A 16,808-nucleotide genomic window follows, 5' to 3' on the forward strand; every position below is an offset into this window, starting at 1 on the left:
AAAAAACCCCGCCGAAGCGAGGTTAGTGATTTGGATAGAAAGCAGCTTCTACGAATAAAGTCGCGTATCGATGTAGATATACTGTTTTTTAAATCGTGGTGTGGGGGCCAGCCCGTTAATCTGTTCGCTATAAATGGAATACCCACCAACGATGTTGTCATACGCGCGAGCCGTCAGCGTCCCATAAATATAAATCCCAGCAGCTGGATCTAACGGGACCAGGTAATTTGAGCTCATACCGGATACCACTGCCGCCGGAAGACCGACATTAACGTCGTAGTTTGCACCATTGCCATTTCCTGAGCCGTTCCACGGATTATCTACAAAATGAAGCTCAAGCGGCAAACAGTCAGTGTTCCAGACCATATCGCCGTTGGAGTTGTACACTGCCATTCCCACACCATGCGCAATCGGAACAACGTTTGCGAACACATAGACATGACCGCCTACCCCATTGCAATTTAAATTCAGGTTCCATTTCCCATTTGAAGCAACCGGAATAACATAAGCGGCCCCGGTTGCCGAATCGTTACGAATAAAGGAAATCACGTTTGCCGTAGCTGGAATGTCTGTGGGGATCGTCATATTTCCAGTGAAGCGATATACACCGATAAAGTTCATCGGTGTGACTTCAGGACTAATAAACAGGCTCCCATCTTCGCGGAAAATTTTTAAACCATAACTCATTTGTACATCACCAATATTGGCTGATTTACTGACGCGTTAGACCAGGTAACCGTGCCATTGGCAACGGTCGCCGTTGCCGGAGTCTGGCCTTTTGAACCGCTTGGGGTGAATATGTTTTGCGGGTCCGCGACCAGAGTTTTTCCCTCAACAACCGGATAAGCCTTTGTGCCTGACGCTGGAGAAGTGATAACTGCGGCAACGAAGGTGGGATTGAACCGCCCCACCAGCTCATTCCCCTTAGCGTCGAACAACTGCACTCCGTAAGCCATAATCATCCCCTTTACATTGGTAGTTTGTCAGGTGTTCAGTAGACTTCCAGCCAGGAAAGAATCGAACATAAAGACTATTAACCGGCCTGACCCAATACGTCCCATTTTTATCAATGCGGATCTGTTTGATAGAAACTGTCGCAATATGAAGTTCAGCACCGGCACCTAAATGCGAAGAATATGCAGCCGTACAATCAACACTTTTAACTCCACTATTTAACGCCCCAGAAATAGAGGCGCAACCGCTAATACTTGCCAACAACAACCCGAAGAGTATTATTTTTGTCATATACCTTCTGTCCATAGTTATCAATTGTGGTCCTGCCATCACCAGCATTAGAACCATTAATTTCAAACGTTCCGTCCGATTTCATGATGGTGCCCGTTTGTCCCTGAACATAATTTGCGGAGCGCAGTTCGCCAATTTTTGCCAGCGTGATTTGGCCATACTGGATAAACGCATCGCTGATAAAGACCTGACCATTGACCACCGCAAACGGCGAATATTGCGTATCACTGCTGCCACTCATCAGGGCGAACTGATTGGCGTTAAATCCGACACGAGTGACTACCGGCTTACCCGCTTCCGCCAGCACCGCAATCGACATTCCGGCGTTATACATCACGCCGTTAATCCGGACTCCGGTTTTGAGGGTGTAAATTGCAGAGGCTCCGGTAGCATCAACCACGGCGGTGAGCTTATCTTCCAGCGCGGCAGTCACATCATTGAACTGCGCCTGCACCTGAGTGGACATTTCAGCCATCGCCTTATCAACATCTGCAATAGTCGTTTTGACCACCAGAATATCCGCGCGTACTTCACCATACTGCGCCCACTGGTGTTCCACGGTTGCATGGTTGGCCAGCGCGTTCTGCAGAATACCTTCAAGGTTGGTATCAATATCGCCCGTCAGACGATCACCATCAGCAGAGGTGAGAAAGTCATCCGCAATATCCCCCAGGTAATCATCTGCGTTCGCGTTGGATTCGCCACGAACCCAGTCGGTCCAGCCTGATTCATTACCCGTTCTGTCAACCAGCTGCGCGCGGTACCAGAACTCCTGCCCCGCCTTCAGTCCCAGTTGGGTGTATTCGGCTGACGGATAAGGCACATCCGACAGCAATAGAGGATTAGAGAAATCACTGTTCGCGGTGTACTGAATTTCCGTTTTCAGCGTATCCCCGGTGTTAGCCGGGAATCCCCAGTTCAGACGAATCCCCCAGTTGATCGGCGTTGTCGCAAAGCCGACAGGTTTCGGTGGATTTCCCACCTTGCCCGTCAGCGTTTTCTCTTCGGAGTAGCCCCAGCCAGAGGAAATTTCAGCGGCATTAATGGCACGCACACGCACGAGGTAGCGCCCTGCATAAATACCCGATACATCAAATGAGGTGGTGGAGCTGCGCGGCACGTTTACCCAGTTACCATCATTGCGGCGCCACTGTGCCTCGTAGGCGATAGCATTCTGCGCCTGGTCCCAGCTCACACGCATGGTTTCGACGCTGATATTCTGCTGCACCACTGAAAACGAGCTGATCACAATGTTAGCCGGCGGCGACTGGTTACCAGGCGGGATTACACTAACGGGCCGCTGGTCAATGATGGCTCCGGTATCGATACGGGCATATTTATCCGGGTCATGCCATGCGCCGGTAATAGAGAAAGTGCCATCATCATTATCGGAGACGCTGACAACTCGATACTGCTGGGCGTAGAGTTCATCTGACTCAACCACCCATACAGCTTCGGCCTGTGGTGTCTCACTGTATGCCGTGGTGACTGTGACTGATTCCCCGTTAACCGCCTGAATAGTCCTGCTCTGTGACGCACCGGAGGGAAGATTGAGAATAAGGCGATCGCCTGCTGCTGCATCAGCTACGTGGTCAAGTTTAATCACGCGACCGTTAACAGCACTGATGCGGCCGCCCATAACTTTGCCGGACAGAAGCTCGTCTGACACGGCGATGATGTATCCCGGCTGCGGAATGTTTCCGTCCAGGCCAACATCAAACGAAACAACGCGATCCTTATTGTTGGTGAGAATACCCCAGCGCCCCTTTCGGTTAGCTTCTGACTGCCGGGTGCAGCCGATGGCTGTCATTTCCAGCTGATTAAATCCGTACCGGGCCACCAGAGGCTGCTCAAATACCGGCTCCATCGCATCCGCATAAGCGTTACCCGGATCAGACCAGGAAACCAGCGCGGTGGTATACCGCGTTTTTGTCGTGCTGCTGGAATAGGTAAAGCGTCCGTCGATAACGTTAGCGCGGGTGTAAGCGTAATCCACATCTCTCGGCATATCGGCAAGCGCAACAATCTGATCACCGCCCCAGTACGTCATACCCCGGAATATAGCCGCGAAGTCACGCAGCACAGTGTAAGCGTCATTCCTGTCCTGAACATAGACGTTACAGGTATAGCGTGGCTCTGTCCCGCTTCCACCCTTTCCATCCGGTACCGGCTGATCGCAATACTGCGATACCTGGTACAACGTCCATTTATCGATGTTGGCTGCACTCAGGCGATTACCCAGACCAAAGCGATCGGTAATAACCAGATCGTAAAATATCCACGCCGGGTTATCGGTCCAGGCCCACTTAAACGCACCCTGCCATGTACCACTATAAGTCCGCGTATCGGGGTCATAGTTATCAGGCACGCGGATCACCCGGCCACGTGGTTCACAGGATATCTGTGGAATCGAACCGTTGAACTGACTTGAATCGAATTCTATGTACAGCAGCGCGGTGTTCGGATAGCGCAGCTTGGCATCAATCACTTCCGTGAAGCTTTGCAGCGTCATCGTGTCGCCGATCTTGGCGCTGTTTGCGTCAGCGGTAATCTTACGCAGTCGGATTGTCCAGGTGCTGCCAGCCTGCGGTAAATCAATACGGTGGCTGCGCTCATAACCAGACGTCGTTTTGCCGGTTGCGCTGGTATTAAGCATGGTTTGCCAGGTCCCACCATCAGTTTGCAGGTCTATTGCATAATTGATGGAATACCCAACCAGATCGCCGTTGTCCTCCTGCTTAAACAGTGAAGGCCATTTCAGCCGCAGGCGAACGGCTGATAGTTGGGTGTTGGTAAATGTACGCGTCCAGGTTGTTGCGCTTGATACTTCAGTTCCAACGTTGATTTCGTTTTCGGTACCGGGAATGCCCTGAATGTAATTTTGTGCCTGAGTTCCCGCGCGAAACTCCCACGTCACGCCGCTAAAGTTTTGGGAGCCATCGGCGTTTTCCAGCGCCGTGCCGTCCAGGTAGATATTTTTTCCGGTTAATTGCCCTGCAAATTCCCCTTCCCCAAGCGCAACGAGGATTTTGGCCTTCGCTACAGATTGCAGATCATCAGGCTGTTCGGTAGGGGTTCGGGAACTGGAACTGCCGCCCTTGCGGCCTTTAATCTGGGTTGTTGTAGCCATATTGCGCCCATAAAAAAAGCCACCATCTGGTAGCCTGAAAGGAAGATTATTTTGGTTATTGCTGGTCTTCGACGTATATACCAGCAGAGATGATCGCCCCGCCAATGCGTCTGCGACCATAAAGAAGCGGGACCGGATAACCTTGTGCGGCAGTATTTGTCACCCCACCGAAAGCATATGAAGCGCGGTTATCTGCACTTTGCTTACTGGCAAGACCCGACGGTTGAGGTGAAAGCATTTGAACAACGCCACCAATGATCAACGCACCACCAGCCTGATAGAAGAAAGGCGAGGCCGCTGCAAAAGGCGTAAAATTTAGAACTACACCAACAGCTACTAATACTGCGCCTAGGATTGTCTGAAGGACACCGGATTTTTTACTACCTATAGTAACTGGAACAATTCTGATTACTTCACCAGTCACCGGGAAACCTAAATCATCTTCCCCAATATTTTTCTTTCCACGAAATACCGCAAAGGTCAGACCTCGCTGTTTACTGGTGTGCATGTACTGCTCGAAGCCTTTAATAGTGGCAGATAGCGCCCTGCATGCCTCGTGAGTAGTGCTAATCAATCGATGGTGAACCTTACCAAAGGTTTTTCCCAAAGGCCCATGTAGCTCAATTTGAGTCATTACTTCTTGCATTTGTTACTCCCATAAAAAAACCACCCGAAGGTGGTTCTACATATTTAATATATTTCAATTTACAGTCATTGGTAAAATATCAACATTACCACTTTGATCCGTGAATATTCTTAACACCCTCGGTGTGTCAGGTTTGATTATAAACTCCCGCTCTTTTTTTGGTGCTCCACTACATAGCCCCTTTCCAGCGAATCCAGCACCAATAATTATTTCACCCGCTGGTAAATAAGCTCTAACTTTTTCCCCTGTTTCAAGTTCAGCAACTGGCACGCCATTCACATAGGATGTGATAGCACACCCTCCAGCTACAAACCCTTTATCACGAATGATGGTAACTTCTGTCGTATTTGGTTTTTGATGAAATTCAACCGCGGCATCAACTTCTTTTGCATTTTGTGGAAGAACTGGTTCAGTTGAACAGCCCGCAACAGCTATTGCGATTAGAAGCAGCAAAGTCTTTTTCATATCCCTATCCCCTTTGGTTTTGCAAAAGGTTAGCACAGAGACATATACCGTAGAACCTTCATCGTCCGTTCCTGCCAGTAGCCGCCATAAGGCACACGCTGACTCAAATGGCCATAAAGATGGTGGAGTAGCATATTGCCTTCCAGCAGGATCCCTGCATGGTTCCACTTATTAGCCTGGACCTGCATGATAACCATATCACCTGGCTGCGGCACGCCACTGAATTCACGGAATCCGCATTCATACCAGCAATCATGGTAGAAGTTTTCGGGGTAACTGTCCTCCCACCAGGGATAATCCACGCGGTAATCCGTCAGCTCAATGCCGTGCGTTTGCCGGAAATAGCTCATCACCAGCCCCCAGCAATCGAAGTGACCGAGCACAAACGGGCGCTCCAGTAGCGGCAGCTCGCCCCGCGGCTGAATGGTACGCAGATCCCCCTCCGGCCAGCTGACGATGTGCCACGGAAGTAACATAGCGTCACACTGTGCCTTATCCAGTTCGCTCGCCTGCGTCGTGGCATCCGGGTGGCTGTGGACAATGGCAATCACTGTTCCCCAGTCTTCGGCAGCGGCGTAATCTTCCGGCGACAGGTGGAAATGCTCTGTCGGATCGGTTGCCAGATTACGGCAGGGAATGTACCGCTGCACCCTGCTTTTTTGCACCACTACGCCGCAGCATTCACGCGGATATTCAGCAGCAGCATGCGCCATAATGGCGTCGATAATTTTCTGACGCATATCAGCTCCTGATCAGGGATGTGCCAGGGAAGCCACCGAACGGCAACTCGTTCCCCTCGCCATGCCTCAACTTGCACGCAGTGAGCGTACCGGGACATTCATCGAGTGACGGATCGTTAACCGGGTTGTTGTGCTTGTCGAAATAACGCGTTCCGGCATAGTCACATCCATCACCTGAGCGATATTTGTTACGGATACACCAGGTACAAAGCGAATGTAGCTGGCGCGTCGGGATCATCAACCCCTGCAGGTCCATTGGACTGGACAACGTAAACGCCACCACCTCGTTGGTTTCAGTGCTCTTGGCGTCAATGTAAAACACCTTCAGCTTTTCCTGCTGCGGATCCGCTGACGGGTTTCCCTCCGGATAGTTTTTCGCATCCAGATACTGCGCCAGCGTGTCATGAATCGTGACCTTTGCCTGCAGCAGGTCATCATAAGTAAGACACAGCGCCGTAATGGAACTATCCAGGTTAGCTACCGACAGCGTCGGCTGCGCGCTGGTCCCGTCGGTCGCCGTCTCAATACCCTCGATCTGGCAGGGCCAGGCTTTATATTCCTGCCCCTGCCACCAGATTGATTTCGCCGGTAGCTTTTTTTCATCTCCACCAGCAGCGGCAATTTCATCGGGAGTGTGGACAATGTTGTGGGCGTGGAAGCGGAGAACGTCGGAAACACCAAATGAGGTGCCATCGACATCAAAAAGTCGGACAACATTGCCCGGCTCAAGTTTCTGATAATCACTGTTTAAGCTCATGGTGCAAACGCCTGTTCAAATGTGGCTGATACGGTTTCAACCGTTTTACTTTTGGTGACGCGCTGCAGGCTGTCTGCCTCAACGCGCCAGAGCGCAAGATCACCGCCAGGCGGGGTAAACGAAAAGGATTTCGTCTTATGGCGCCGCAGGAAAACATAGATATCCTTGACGGTTCCCGGTTCGCCGGTAAATGAAAACTCATAGCTGAGCGTTTCATCATTCAGACCGGCACCTGACACTTGCTTATAGCCATCACCAAACTGTGCCGTGCGGACGGTATCCTTACTTTTCAGGGTCGGCTGGCTGGATGCTTTAATCCGCCATGCAAAATGCTCGATCGCCATTGCTTACCTCTGTTTTGTTGCATTCCAGATGATGCCACCTGGCCGGACTTCTCTGGTGATACCTTCCCTGATGGAGCTGTTGATCACCTGCTGATAGGCTTTCCCCAGCGCATCGCCGCTTCCTTTCTGTTGACCGGAATCCCCCTGGCTTGTTGTAACCGAAACCGGCGCATACACGCTGACACCAAAAGGAGAAGCAACGCCAGCGCCACTCCCCCCGACCAGGCCACCAGTCGCATAACCGCGCATCATGCGATAAAGGTTGCCGACACCGATTCGGTTGGTGGCTTCCTGCGTAAAGACAAACTCTCCACGGTGCACCACACCTGCTGGTTCATACTTGCCGCCGGACCCGGTATAACCACCACCAGCAAAACCCAGCGCTGACGTGGCGGAACTGACCAGGCCAGCCATAGCCTGCTTCATCAGAATCTGCGTCAGCATCGACAACGTGGAACGGGTGAAATCTGCCCAGTTTGCTTTCCCTGTCGTCAGCATATCGGCCATATTCTGGCTGATACCATCGAATGTGGCTGAAGCAGCGGACTTCATCGAACCATAGGCATCAGCTGCTGAATCGGCATAGTCAGCCCACGCTGATTTCGCCCCGGCCTGCCAGTTGCCACGTAGCTCGTCCTGCGCGGCATAATATTTCTTCAGTGCATCCAGTTCGTTCTGATAACCCTGATCGGTGTCCGTACCGCCGGCATTCATCCAGCCCTGCCGCAGCTGTGCCTCTTCGTTTTGCCGCTGCGCGCCGCGACTGCTCATGCTGCCCCCGGCCACAAGCGCTCGGGTTTTCTCCCCAATCTGGGTAACGTACTTCTGCGAGCTGTCCTGCAGGCGGTTTAACCGTTCCTGGGCAACAATCTGATCGCCCAACCGGGCATTCACTTCGGCCCGCGCCAGTACCTCGTCTTTGTTCGCCAGCACCGATTTTTCATCGGCGGTCAGCGCGCGCTTTTTGGCGGCCTCTTCCAGCACCGAAAAGCGGGATTGCTGTTTCCACAATTCCTGCCGCTGCTGGCTGATGGTATCCGTGATGCTCTTATGCTCCTGCAGAGTGCGTAACTGCGCCTCCAGCTCCAGCGTTTGCGCGCTGGCAGTATCGACGCTTTTTACTCCTGCAGGTGTTTTCACCGCTGAAGGGGCTTTGGGTTTCTTCAGCGAGTCGTCGTATTCTTTTTTCGCTGCTTCCAGATTGATGTTGTAGTCAGCCTGGAGGATCCGACCGTCTTTCAGCGCCTTGTTCAGTTCATTCTGACGGGCCGTGTACTTCTCCAGCGCAGTCTGCGTCTTTGCATAATTCGACTGCGCCTGCACGGCATACTTCTGGCGGTCAGATTCAATCACCGCCTCGCGCGCGGCGTTATCCTCAGTTGCCTTTGCCACACTGGCCTGCTGTTGCGCCATTTCCAGTGCAAGGCGGGCAGATTCCCGATCGTTCCAGTAGCTGGCGCGCGCATCATCATTGACATAACCATCACCTTTACGCAGATTCCAGATTTCATCCGCCCGCTTAAAGGCCGCTTCAGCTTTGGCAACCATCTCCTGCGTGGTGTCAGGCCGCCCGATATCGAGCGCTGCATCCCACATCGATTTAAAGGCACGCTTCAGGCTGTCGGCAGCAGACTCAATCGACCCCATATTGTCGCGCAGGCTCTTTGTCTGCTCACGAAAACCGTTCGTCGCCGCATCATTAGCTGCCTGCAGCGCCCCGGCTTCATCCCCGGCACGCTGCAGCTGCGCCACATAAGCAATCTGTTCCGCTGTGACGTTGTGGAACTGCTGCGCCATGGCAATCAGACCAGAGGTCGGATCGTTCGTCAGTTTGCCGAATGCCGCCGCCACCTTATCGACCGGCACACCCGACGCATCGGTAAATTTCGCTACCGCCTGACTCATCTCATCGAACCGGGCACCGGCACGCACTCCGGCGTTGACCAGCTCCGTCAGCGCGCTGCTGGTCTGGTTAAACGTGAGTCCCGCCTGCTCGCCGGATTTCGCCAGCACCAGCATGCGGTTTGAGGTCAGCCCGGCAGTGTTACCGGACAGGACCAGCGTTTTGTTGAAATCAGACAGCGTGGACGAGCCCTGATACCAGGCGTAAAACACCGCGCCAGTGGCGGCCGCCAGCGCGCCAACACCTACCATCACCGGCGATATGGTGCCCAGCAGCGCCCGAAAGGTCGGAATGATACCGCCGAAGGAGTCTTTCACCTGACCGCCCTGCTGCAGCAGGATAAGCCACGGACTCTGTCCACCGGCCAGTTGGGTGGCGATATCCGTAAACTGCGCAGGCAGCATACGCATCGCCGCGTTGTACTGGCCGACAGAAATACCGGCCTTCTTCGCGGCGCTCTCCTGGCGGGTAAATGACTGCTGTACCTTCAGCGCCGAGTCATTCGCTGCGTCACCCGTCTGCTTAAACTGCCTTTTTACGTACTCCATCTGCTCGTTGAACTTTGACGAGTTAACATCAAGATTAACGACCAGGTCACCCACTGCCGTCTGGGCCATAGCGAACACCTCCTGAAATGCCCTCGGCCTTTGCCATCAGCACAGCGTCACCGGGTTCATCGTCGGCAATATCCTCCGCTGAAGGTGAAAGCAGGCTGAAGCTGGCAGGGGTTGATGTGGTTTTGGGGTCAAGCGCGGTAATGACGATATGCATCAGCGAGGAAAAATGTGCATCCAGTTGCACATCATTAAAAAAATTGTCCTGGTAGAACGTTCGCCAGTCGGCGTATTCCGTTGACGACATATCAGCAAGCATGGCGCGCCAGTCCGGGCGGCGAAATTCACGCGCCAGTTTCAGGACGAATGTCAGCTCGCTGGCGAGGACTTTTCCAGACTGACCGGCTCAGTCACAGCAACATCCTCTGGATCATTCGCTTCCTGCAGCGGCACCATGCCGGACAGCAGCTTCACGCTGTACTCTGCTGCGGAAACAATCTCCAGCGGCCAGGTCATCAGTACTTCATTCTGGATCTGCTCAACGTCTTCTTTCGGCGTTTTGTGCGCCCCTTTCAGGGGATGTCCATGCCATAAAGACATGGCCACCAGCAGTGCGCCGGATTTAATCGTCATATCCATCGCCGCCTGCATGTCGGCATCGGTGATACTTTCCAGCGTCTTCAGGTGTTCAAGATGCTCAATACGCTGCAGCGCCGACAGTTCGTAGAGCGTGACGGTCTTGCCGTTGCGTTCGAACGGCTCACTTTTTAAAAACATGGATTACTCCAGAAAGCGGGGCCACAGCCCCGGAAGTCAGGCAACGGTGACTTTACAGATCGCGACAAACAGCCCGTCGTTAGTCATCACAATAATGTCAGCGGTTCCGGCTGCAATACCGGTTACCGTCAGCACCGTACCGGCGACAGTCACCGTGGCTTTACCTGCATCCGTGGTGGTGGCCCGGAAAGATGGATCGCTTGCGCTGGCTGGCGCCACGGTGACATTCAGCGTGGTGGTGGCAGCAACCGCAACGGTGGTGGTCGATTTATCCAGGCTGACGCCGGTTACGTCAATCACTGCAGCAGCGCTGTCTTCAGCAAGACCAGGTTTGCCGTTGTTGCTGATTTTGACAGAACGGGTAATGGTGTCTTTTGCCGTCACCGTTTTACCCAGGCTGCTTACCCAGCCACGGAACACATCGATGGTGCCATTCGGGTATTTGATTTTGTACGCCAGCACGGTACCGTCATCAAACCAGCGAACCAGATCCTGCTGCCCGCTCTCGGCAGGTTTCCAGGCCAGCGTAAAACTGGCCTCCCCCGCCGATTTCTGGCCCTGTGAAGTGGACGTCCAGTCAGCATCCGCATCATCCAGATAGGTGTCGTCGTTTGATTCGGCAGTCAGTTCACCGGGCTGCAGGTCTTTAATCTTTGCCAGGCGCGTCCAGTCAACATCCGATAATGGGTTAGCGAACGGGTTGCCCGACCCGGAATAAATCCAGAGTGTGGTGGTGGCACCCTTTACCGGCGCCAGTGGGTTTGGTGTAGTCATTACGTCCTCACATAATGTAGCTGATGGAATAACTGAGGTCGGCAGATCCCCACGTCATGGCCTCTTCATCGCGCTGATAGTCATACCTCTGAGCCGCCATCAATTCGAGAAGATTTGCCAGTTCGGGAACATCAGCCATTGCCGGATAGATGCGGTCCTCCATCCAGGAATCCAGAGCACTGTCTGTAGCCGTGGCTTTTAGAAACACCTCAACATGCAGCACGGCTGTCCACATATCTTCATCAACACTTTCATCCGAGGCTCGGGCGTCAGAAAGGTAAACCGCAACCGCCGGAAGATCCTGCTCATCCAGAAACCCAGGACGACCATCGAACCATGTCACTGCATCTGAGATATTGCGCTGGAGCGCGGTTAGTACGGCTTTGCGGATATCACTGTTTTTCATCGTTTAAGGATCAGCCTCAGTTGGTTAGACAGGTTTTGTCGCATAATTTGCGGCATACGTTCGTCCATAAGTTTTGGCACTTCAGCCCGGAACGTTTCGGTCAGAGGAACGGAAAGGGGAATACTGACCACTTCAATGGGATACCGACTCTTTGTGGTACGCCGCAAGACATGCCAGCGACCGTTTGCCAGTTGTTGAATAAAGGCCCCGGGAAAACGAAAACGCCCCACACGCAGCTCACTGTTCGCACCTGACTTATCACGTTTACGCCGTGACAGACGCATACTGGATGGTCCCAGTTTGATAGCGGGAAGATTCCCGCGGTTTATGCGAATCAGAGCGCGCGGCTTCTCCACCGTAGCCCGACGTATCCGTGCACGCTGCCTGACCAGTTTTCGGGGAACGCGGGTTGATTTCGCGACAGCGGACACACTGCGATTGACCGCCTGCGTGGCGATACGGTTCACCGTCTGGGCGGAAGCGCGCGGTACAGCTCTTTTACTGATGCTGTTCAGATTAGCAATGGCCTGCTCCAGCCCCTTAATCGACATACTCCCTCCTGCTTACTCGATAAAGATGCGCGGTTTGCCGTTAAAGCGTTCGTGACGGGTAAGATGGAATTCCTCCCCTTCAAAAATCACCACGTCATTACGACGCGGCCTGTATCCTGCAGTAAACACCACCAGCGATCGCCCTGTTCCGCTCAAAGGCCCCATTTCTTCCAGAAACTCAGCCGGAATAACAATCATGGGCTCCCCGTTGATGGTCGCTGGCTTGCCCATTTTGTTCACCGTGACCGCATCCATGCGGTTGACAAGTCTGTCAAAGGGATTAGGCATTGATTTTCACGGCTACAATTGCGGAACTGGCAGCAGCATCTTCCCAGGCAACCCCAGCCAGATCGGCACCTGTCGCGTCGTTCTGCACTTTTCCATCTTTTATATGAACCTGCTCACCGATGGTGATCGCATCGGTAGTCAGCTTAGGCAGCAGGAAAACACCTTCGGTAAAACCGTCTCCCGTCTGGCCTGCCGCAATATCAGTAATGGCAATCGCCACGACTTTCCCCACCATCACCGGCGAACCACTCAGGATCTCAACGCTGCCCGTGTTGGCAATCTCAATAGTTTTGCCATGCTGTACAAAATTCTTCGCCATAAATTCAGTCTCCATCCAGCCCCATACGGGGCCGAATTCAGATACAAAAAAAGCCCTTATGGGCTGTGATGTGCTGCTTGAGTGGAAGGGATTATTTCCCGGTTGATTTCGCCAGGCCGCGATAATCCAGAGGAGATACACCGGCATCGATGCGCACTTTGGTGGCAATACCGTCGGTCGTGAAGCCTTCCTGCTGATCGATATACGGAGTATCAACGCCGTTCAGGTAAGCCACTTCGATGGTGTCCGTGCCCTTAGCGGCGGCCAGATACCAGGCGCTGGTGTCTTTGGCGTCAAGACGCGGCTCCGCGATAACTTCAGCAAAGTTCTGAATTGGGTTCATGATACCGGCGTTGATATCCGCCCCTTTCACACTGGCAGACTTGATCGTCTGGTTTGCCAGGGTTTCGAGCGCGACAGGCACCAGCATGAATGCCGGGCGAATATTCAGGGGACGCTCACCCTCTTTCTGCAGACGCATCATCTTGCGCGCTTCATCAAGGCTGGCTACAGAAATCGCGCCTGCGGAGATATTGCCGTGATCAGCATGGAACAGCGGCTTGCCATCAGACAATTTCGCGTTTTCGGTCAGAACGGCATACACCAGATCGCCGATCGTCCCTTTTGCCGCGCGGCCCATCTTCATAGGTACATCGGTTAACTGATTCAGATCGTCGTTGATGATCGCCTGACGGGTAATAGAGAAGATTTCCCCGTAGGTGGCCAGCGCAATGCTTTCACCTTTATCTTTGGTGGTCACATACTTATATTCAGCCCCCTCGCGAACCTGGCGCAGGGAAGAAAAACCACCAAGACCGACACGATGTGCCGTTTTAAAGTCTGACAACTGGCCTTTCTTAGTCCACTGCTCGAAAGTTTCTGCCGCTTCCTCCCAGCCCTGCAGCAACGCTTTATTAGCAACATCGAGCAGGATATTACCGAAGTCAGACGTGCTGTGTGTCAGTGCCATACCGACCATCTGCATCGGGTTATAGCTGGAAACGCCGATGCCGCGCTCGGTCAGCGCCATACGGGCATATTCGCGCAGCGTCATGCCGTTATAGACGTTGTCCCGCTCCATGCTCTCGAAGCCCGCGCGCGCCATCAGCGCCTGGCGGACACCATCTCCAACAAAGTTACCGTTCCCGGCGTAAATATGCGCATCCGTGGTTTTATTCGACGGTGTAGCATTTTTGCCCAGCGCCGCCAGCAGTTCATCTTTAGCCTGAGCCACTGTGCACTCCGGATCCGCGATGCATTTATTCTGCAGCTCATGATGCTTGCCGCCGAACATCGCAAAGAGATCGTTGATACCATTTACGCGGCTCTTTTGCTCGGCGAGAACCTGAGCACGGATTGTCGCTTCATCTGATGCTGCCGGCTGAGGCGTAGTCACCTGCGGCTGAGGTTGTTGTGGCTCACGCGCAGTGATATTGCGCGGTGGGGTGATCATGTTGCGAATGCTGTTTGGCATCTTTTCAAAATCCTCGATACGTTTTGATTGAATACAGGCCATTGCCTGCAGAGAGGTAGTGACCTGATCGGCAAAGCCATGCGCTAAGCATTCTTTACCGTCCATCCAGGTTTCATCGTCCAGCATGGCGGCGATTTCTTCGGTCGTTTTTCCAGTTTTCTCCGCGTAGGCAGGGATCAGGACAGACTCGACCTTATCCAGCAGATCGGCATAATCCCGCATGTCGTTGGCATCACCACCCGCAAATCCCCATGGTTTGTGGATCATCATCATCGTGTTTTCCGGCATAATTACCGGGTTGCCAACCATCGCAATCACCGAAGCCATTGAAGCTGCCAGACCATCAATGTGAACGGTGATTGCCGCGCCGTGATGCTTCAGGGCATTAAAAATGGCGATGCCATCAAAGACATCGCCACCGGGCGAATTGATGTGAAGGTTGATATGGGTAATATCGCCCAGCGCCTTCAGGTCATTCACAAACTGGCGCGCCGTCACCCCCCAGTAGCCGATCTCGTCGTAGATATAAATATCCGCTTCGTTGTCGGCGCTGGCCTGCATACGGAACCAGGAATTACTTTTTGCGCTGGCTTTCGGACGGTGGTGCGCCCGGTTCTTTGGCTTCGGCACTTGTGCCTCCTTTGTCATTGGCAGGGTCAGTGTCAAACACCAGCCCCATCTCTTTGTTTTCGTCGATCTCTGCCTTCCGGCGCGCCTTCACATCGTTCGGGTTACGTCCGCTGGCGCGGACCCAGTCGGATTCCGTTGCCGCTCCGCCCCGGATCTGTAACTTCCAGGCATTGGCCTCTTTAACCGGATCGATCCACGGCATAACAGGGCCGGAATACACCGCCGAGTACAGCGACTCCATATCCAGACCGCGGGGTAATTTAATCTCGCCAGCGGCCACCGCCATTTTCAGCCAGGCGCGGTACATTGGCCGGGTCACCGCGCCAATAAACCAGTCCTGTAAAATGAGATAGCCATCTGTTGATTCCACCAGTTCCTGCCGCTGCGCGCTGTAGGTGCCGTTGTAGTTTCTGGCTGTGCTTGAAAAGCTGAGTCGGCTGCCTGCTGCGACAGCGCGAAGTTGCCCATTACGGAAGGTTTCAAGGTTAGGATTGGGCCGGTCAGATTTCACCATGCCGATATCTTCACCAGGCTTCAGATCGTCATAAATGATGCCTGGCTGAATCATCACTTCCCGATCATCATCATCGGAAGAACTGTTACTCTCTTCGAAGCTTTGCCCGTCCCCCTTTTTGATGTACATACCCAGCGCAGCAGCAATACGTGCGGCGGTGAGCTCAGCATCTTCATACTCTTTAAGTGCGCTCAGACGCATCAGTACACCGGATAGCATCGATACGCCCCGGGTCTGGTGCAGACGGCGGACAAATTTAAGATGCAGCATGTTTTCCGCATCCACTTCTTTGGTATCAAGCTGACGGCCTGAAACGGGCAGGCTTTTATAAACCTGATATTTCCTTGGTCTGCCCCAGTTGTCGACGAATACCCCCTGATTAAGCTGGCTGGCAGCATCGCTGTTCATGGGAATAAAATCTGGTTCAAGCGCTTCAAGCCAGAAGGGGATACCGGCTGCTGGCGTAAGACCATTCCCGGTTCCACTGACAAGCTGGGCAAACACTTCGCCATCCCGCAGCCAGGTGCGCAACATCAGGCGCTCAAGCATCGGGCGGGTAAACTGGTTCGTGACATCAGGCCTGACAGACCATTCTGCCCATTTATTACGGATCTGATCTGCCAGCTTTTTGGCGATTTTACCGTTCATCAGTTTGGGATGGGGTTCAACAATAATTCCGGCTTTCCCCACCACCCTCTCTTCCAGCTTATCGAACACCCCAATCACCAGATCGTGATTGTTATCGAGCCACCGGGCCTGCTCCCGCAGTGATACCGCCCCCATTTTGCTGAGCTGATCAGCTGAACGATTTTCACGGCGCCCTTTGTGCGTTCTGGTCGGGGTAACGGCTTCATATGCCCTGATTTTCGCGCGCGCCTGCAGACGGGCTGCTTTCCAGCCAGGCGAAAAGACCCCAATCGCATCATCTAAAAGGCTCATTCAAACCTCGCCAGTCGGTAACCGGGTCGCCCGCGGCGATGAGAAATAAGAGAAGAGAGCCGACGCTCCCACTCCTGACGCCCTTTTCGGATTTCCGACAGGTTCTCCATCGTCATTTCCTGCCCATTGAAACGGATAGTTTTGCCATCCAGCACCGCCATTTCGGCTTCGGTATATCGCTGGATCATGGTTTCAATATCAACACGGTTCACAACCATCCTCCTGATGTACTCCAGGGGTTAGAATCATCGGTTACGGGATTTTTCCGCTTCCGTTTTTTGGTGGGTACTGGTTCTGGTGTCTGGGATGCCGCTTCGCCAGCTTCCGGCGGCGCGTTCTCCAGCCAGGTTTC

At 53.3% G+C, this 16,808-nt stretch carries 19 protein-coding genes; all 19 read right to left on the reverse strand.

Annotated features, from left to right (window positions below; translation table 11 throughout):
* Positions 1–48: 48 nt before the first annotated feature.
* Complete coding sequence (locus tag OGY08_RS14330) at positions 49–687, reverse strand: hypothetical protein (RefSeq protein WP_126317848.1); 639 nt, start codon at positions 685–687, stop codon at positions 49–51.
* A complete protein-coding gene (locus OGY08_RS14335) occupies positions 684–956 on the reverse strand; it encodes a hypothetical protein (RefSeq protein ID WP_008322429.1) in 273 nt (90 codons plus the stop codon). The genes OGY08_RS14330 and OGY08_RS14335 overlap by 4 nt, the downstream gene beginning before the upstream one ends.
* A gap of 245 nt (positions 957–1,201) precedes the next feature.
* Positions 1,202–4,375, reverse strand: coding sequence for a TipJ family phage tail tip protein (locus OGY08_RS14340; protein WP_286565937.1), 3,174 nt, complete (start codon positions 4,373–4,375; stop codon positions 1,202–1,204).
* A 55-nt stretch (positions 4,376–4,430) separates the two neighbouring features.
* The gene (locus OGY08_RS14345; RefSeq protein WP_045445162.1) at positions 4,431–5,021 is read right to left on the reverse strand and encodes a tail assembly protein; all 591 of its coding nucleotides are present in this window, start codon (positions 5,019–5,021) and stop codon (positions 4,431–4,433) included.
* A gap of 54 nt (positions 5,022–5,075) precedes the next feature.
* Positions 5,076–5,486 (reverse strand): hypothetical protein, encoded by a 411-nt coding sequence (locus OGY08_RS14350; protein ID WP_043016030.1) that lies wholly within the window; start codon positions 5,484–5,486, stop codon positions 5,076–5,078.
* 29 nt (positions 5,487–5,515) lie between these two features.
* Positions 5,516–6,226 carry a C40 family peptidase gene (locus OGY08_RS14355; RefSeq protein ID WP_237857701.1) on the reverse strand — a complete coding sequence of 237 codons (711 nt, stop codon included), beginning with the start codon at positions 6,224–6,226 and terminating at the stop codon, positions 5,516–5,518.
* Position 6,227: 1 nt separating this feature from the next.
* Entirely contained in the window at positions 6,228–6,983 is a 756-nt protein-coding gene (locus OGY08_RS14360) for a phage minor tail protein L (protein ID WP_286565543.1), read from the reverse strand.
* Positions 6,980–7,327: a phage tail protein gene (locus tag OGY08_RS14365; protein WP_125363803.1), complete on the reverse strand. Its 348-nt coding sequence runs from the start codon at positions 7,325–7,327 to the stop codon at positions 6,980–6,982. The genes OGY08_RS14360 and OGY08_RS14365 overlap by 4 nt, the downstream gene beginning before the upstream one ends.
* Positions 7,328–7,330: 3 nt before the next feature.
* Entirely contained in the window at positions 7,331–9,847 is a 2,517-nt protein-coding gene (locus OGY08_RS14370; protein WP_126317845.1) for a phage tail tape measure protein, read from the reverse strand.
* Positions 9,825–10,103, reverse strand: a complete 279-nt coding sequence (locus OGY08_RS14375) for a phage tail assembly protein T (protein ID WP_286565540.1) — start codon at positions 10,101–10,103, stop codon at positions 9,825–9,827. Before OGY08_RS14375 ends, OGY08_RS14370 begins: the two co-directional genes overlap by 23 nt.
* Before the next feature lie 50 nt (positions 10,104–10,153).
* Complete coding sequence (gpG, locus tag OGY08_RS14380) at positions 10,154–10,561, reverse strand: phage tail assembly chaperone G (protein ID WP_008784480.1); 408 nt, start codon at positions 10,559–10,561, stop codon at positions 10,154–10,156.
* Between the two features lie 36 nt (positions 10,562–10,597).
* Entirely contained in the window at positions 10,598–11,335 is a 738-nt protein-coding gene (locus tag OGY08_RS14385; protein ID WP_286565538.1) for a phage tail tube protein, read from the reverse strand.
* Between the two features lie 7 nt (positions 11,336–11,342).
* Positions 11,343–11,741, reverse strand: a complete 399-nt coding sequence (gene gpU / locus OGY08_RS14390; RefSeq protein WP_125363801.1) for a phage tail terminator protein — start codon at positions 11,739–11,741, stop codon at positions 11,343–11,345.
* Positions 11,738–12,292, reverse strand: a complete 555-nt coding sequence (locus tag OGY08_RS14395) for a phage tail protein (RefSeq protein ID WP_008784477.1) — start codon at positions 12,290–12,292, stop codon at positions 11,738–11,740. The genes gpU and OGY08_RS14395 overlap by 4 nt, the downstream gene beginning before the upstream one ends.
* Before the next feature lie 12 nt (positions 12,293–12,304).
* The gene (locus tag OGY08_RS14400) at positions 12,305–12,580 is read right to left on the reverse strand and encodes an ATP-binding protein (RefSeq protein ID WP_125363800.1); all 276 of its coding nucleotides are present in this window, start codon (positions 12,578–12,580) and stop codon (positions 12,305–12,307) included.
* Positions 12,573–12,899 carry a DUF2190 family protein gene (locus OGY08_RS14405; RefSeq protein ID WP_008784475.1) on the reverse strand — a complete coding sequence of 109 codons (327 nt, stop codon included), beginning with the start codon at positions 12,897–12,899 and terminating at the stop codon, positions 12,573–12,575. The genes OGY08_RS14400 and OGY08_RS14405 overlap by 8 nt, the downstream gene beginning before the upstream one ends.
* A 91-nt stretch (positions 12,900–12,990) precedes the next feature.
* Positions 12,991–15,003, reverse strand: a complete 2,013-nt coding sequence (locus OGY08_RS14410; RefSeq protein ID WP_353622339.1) for a ClpP-like prohead protease/major capsid protein fusion protein — start codon at positions 15,001–15,003, stop codon at positions 12,991–12,993.
* A complete protein-coding gene (locus OGY08_RS14415) occupies positions 14,948–16,456 on the reverse strand; it encodes a phage portal protein (protein ID WP_044700357.1) in 1,509 nt (502 codons plus the stop codon). Before OGY08_RS14415 ends, OGY08_RS14410 begins: the two co-directional genes overlap by 56 nt.
* The gene (locus OGY08_RS14420) at positions 16,453–16,668 is read right to left on the reverse strand and encodes a DUF6148 family protein (RefSeq protein WP_125363798.1); all 216 of its coding nucleotides are present in this window, start codon (positions 16,666–16,668) and stop codon (positions 16,453–16,455) included. The genes OGY08_RS14415 and OGY08_RS14420 overlap by 4 nt, the downstream gene beginning before the upstream one ends.
* Between the last annotated feature and the right edge of the window lie 140 nt (positions 16,669–16,808).

It is taken from the genome of Citrobacter sp. Cpo069 (genome assembly GCF_030332785.1).
GTDB lineage: Bacteria > Pseudomonadota > Gammaproteobacteria > Enterobacterales > Enterobacteriaceae > Citrobacter > Citrobacter portucalensis.

What these genes read in the sequence shown, in the direction of transcription:
- OGY08_RS14330 (WP_126317848.1), bottom strand. Translation starts at nt 687, where the DNA reads ATGAGTTATGGTTTAAAAATTTTCCGCGAAGATGGGAGCCTGTTTATT.
- OGY08_RS14405 (WP_008784475.1), bottom strand. Translation starts at nt 12,899, where the DNA reads ATGGCGAAGAATTTTGTACAGCATGGCAAAACTATTGAGATTGCCAAC.
- gpG (WP_008784480.1), bottom strand. Translation starts at nt 10,561, where the DNA reads ATGTTTTTAAAAAGTGAGCCGTTCGAACGCAACGGCAAGACCGTCACG.
- OGY08_RS14365 (WP_125363803.1), bottom strand. Translation starts at nt 7,327, where the DNA reads ATGGCGATCGAGCATTTTGCATGGCGGATTAAAGCATCCAGCCAGCCG.
- OGY08_RS14375 (WP_286565540.1), bottom strand. Translation starts at nt 10,103, where the DNA reads ATGCTTGCTGATATGTCGTCAACGGAATACGCCGACTGGCGAACGTTC.
- gpU (WP_125363801.1), bottom strand. Translation starts at nt 11,741, where the DNA reads ATGAAAAACAGTGATATCCGCAAAGCCGTACTAACCGCGCTCCAGCGC.
- OGY08_RS14340 (WP_286565937.1), bottom strand. Translation starts at nt 4,375, where the DNA reads ATGGCTACAACAACCCAGATTAAAGGCCGCAAGGGCGGCAGTTCCAGT.
- OGY08_RS14415 (WP_044700357.1), bottom strand. Translation starts at nt 16,456, where the DNA reads ATGAGCCTTTTAGATGATGCGATTGGGGTCTTTTCGCCTGGCTGGAAA.
- OGY08_RS14400 (WP_125363800.1), bottom strand. Translation starts at nt 12,580, where the DNA reads ATGCCTAATCCCTTTGACAGACTTGTCAACCGCATGGATGCGGTCACG.
- OGY08_RS14360 (WP_286565543.1), bottom strand. Translation starts at nt 6,983, where the DNA reads ATGAGCTTAAACAGTGATTATCAGAAACTTGAGCCGGGCAATGTTGTC.
- OGY08_RS14385 (WP_286565538.1), bottom strand. Translation starts at nt 11,335, where the DNA reads ATGACTACACCAAACCCACTGGCGCCGGTAAAGGGTGCCACCACCACA.
- OGY08_RS14335 (WP_008322429.1), bottom strand. Translation starts at nt 956, where the DNA reads ATGGCTTACGGAGTGCAGTTGTTCGACGCTAAGGGGAATGAGCTGGTG.
- OGY08_RS14370 (WP_126317845.1), bottom strand. Translation starts at nt 9,847, where the DNA reads ATGGCCCAGACGGCAGTGGGTGACCTGGTCGTTAATCTTGATGTTAAC.
- OGY08_RS14350 (WP_043016030.1), bottom strand. Translation starts at nt 5,486, where the DNA reads ATGAAAAAGACTTTGCTGCTTCTAATCGCAATAGCTGTTGCGGGCTGT.
- OGY08_RS14355 (WP_237857701.1), bottom strand. Translation starts at nt 6,226, where the DNA reads ATGCGTCAGAAAATTATCGACGCCATTATGGCGCATGCTGCTGCTGAA.
- OGY08_RS14345 (WP_045445162.1), bottom strand. Translation starts at nt 5,021, where the DNA reads ATGCAAGAAGTAATGACTCAAATTGAGCTACATGGGCCTTTGGGAAAA.
- OGY08_RS14395 (WP_008784477.1), bottom strand. Translation starts at nt 12,292, where the DNA reads ATGTCGATTAAGGGGCTGGAGCAGGCCATTGCTAATCTGAACAGCATC.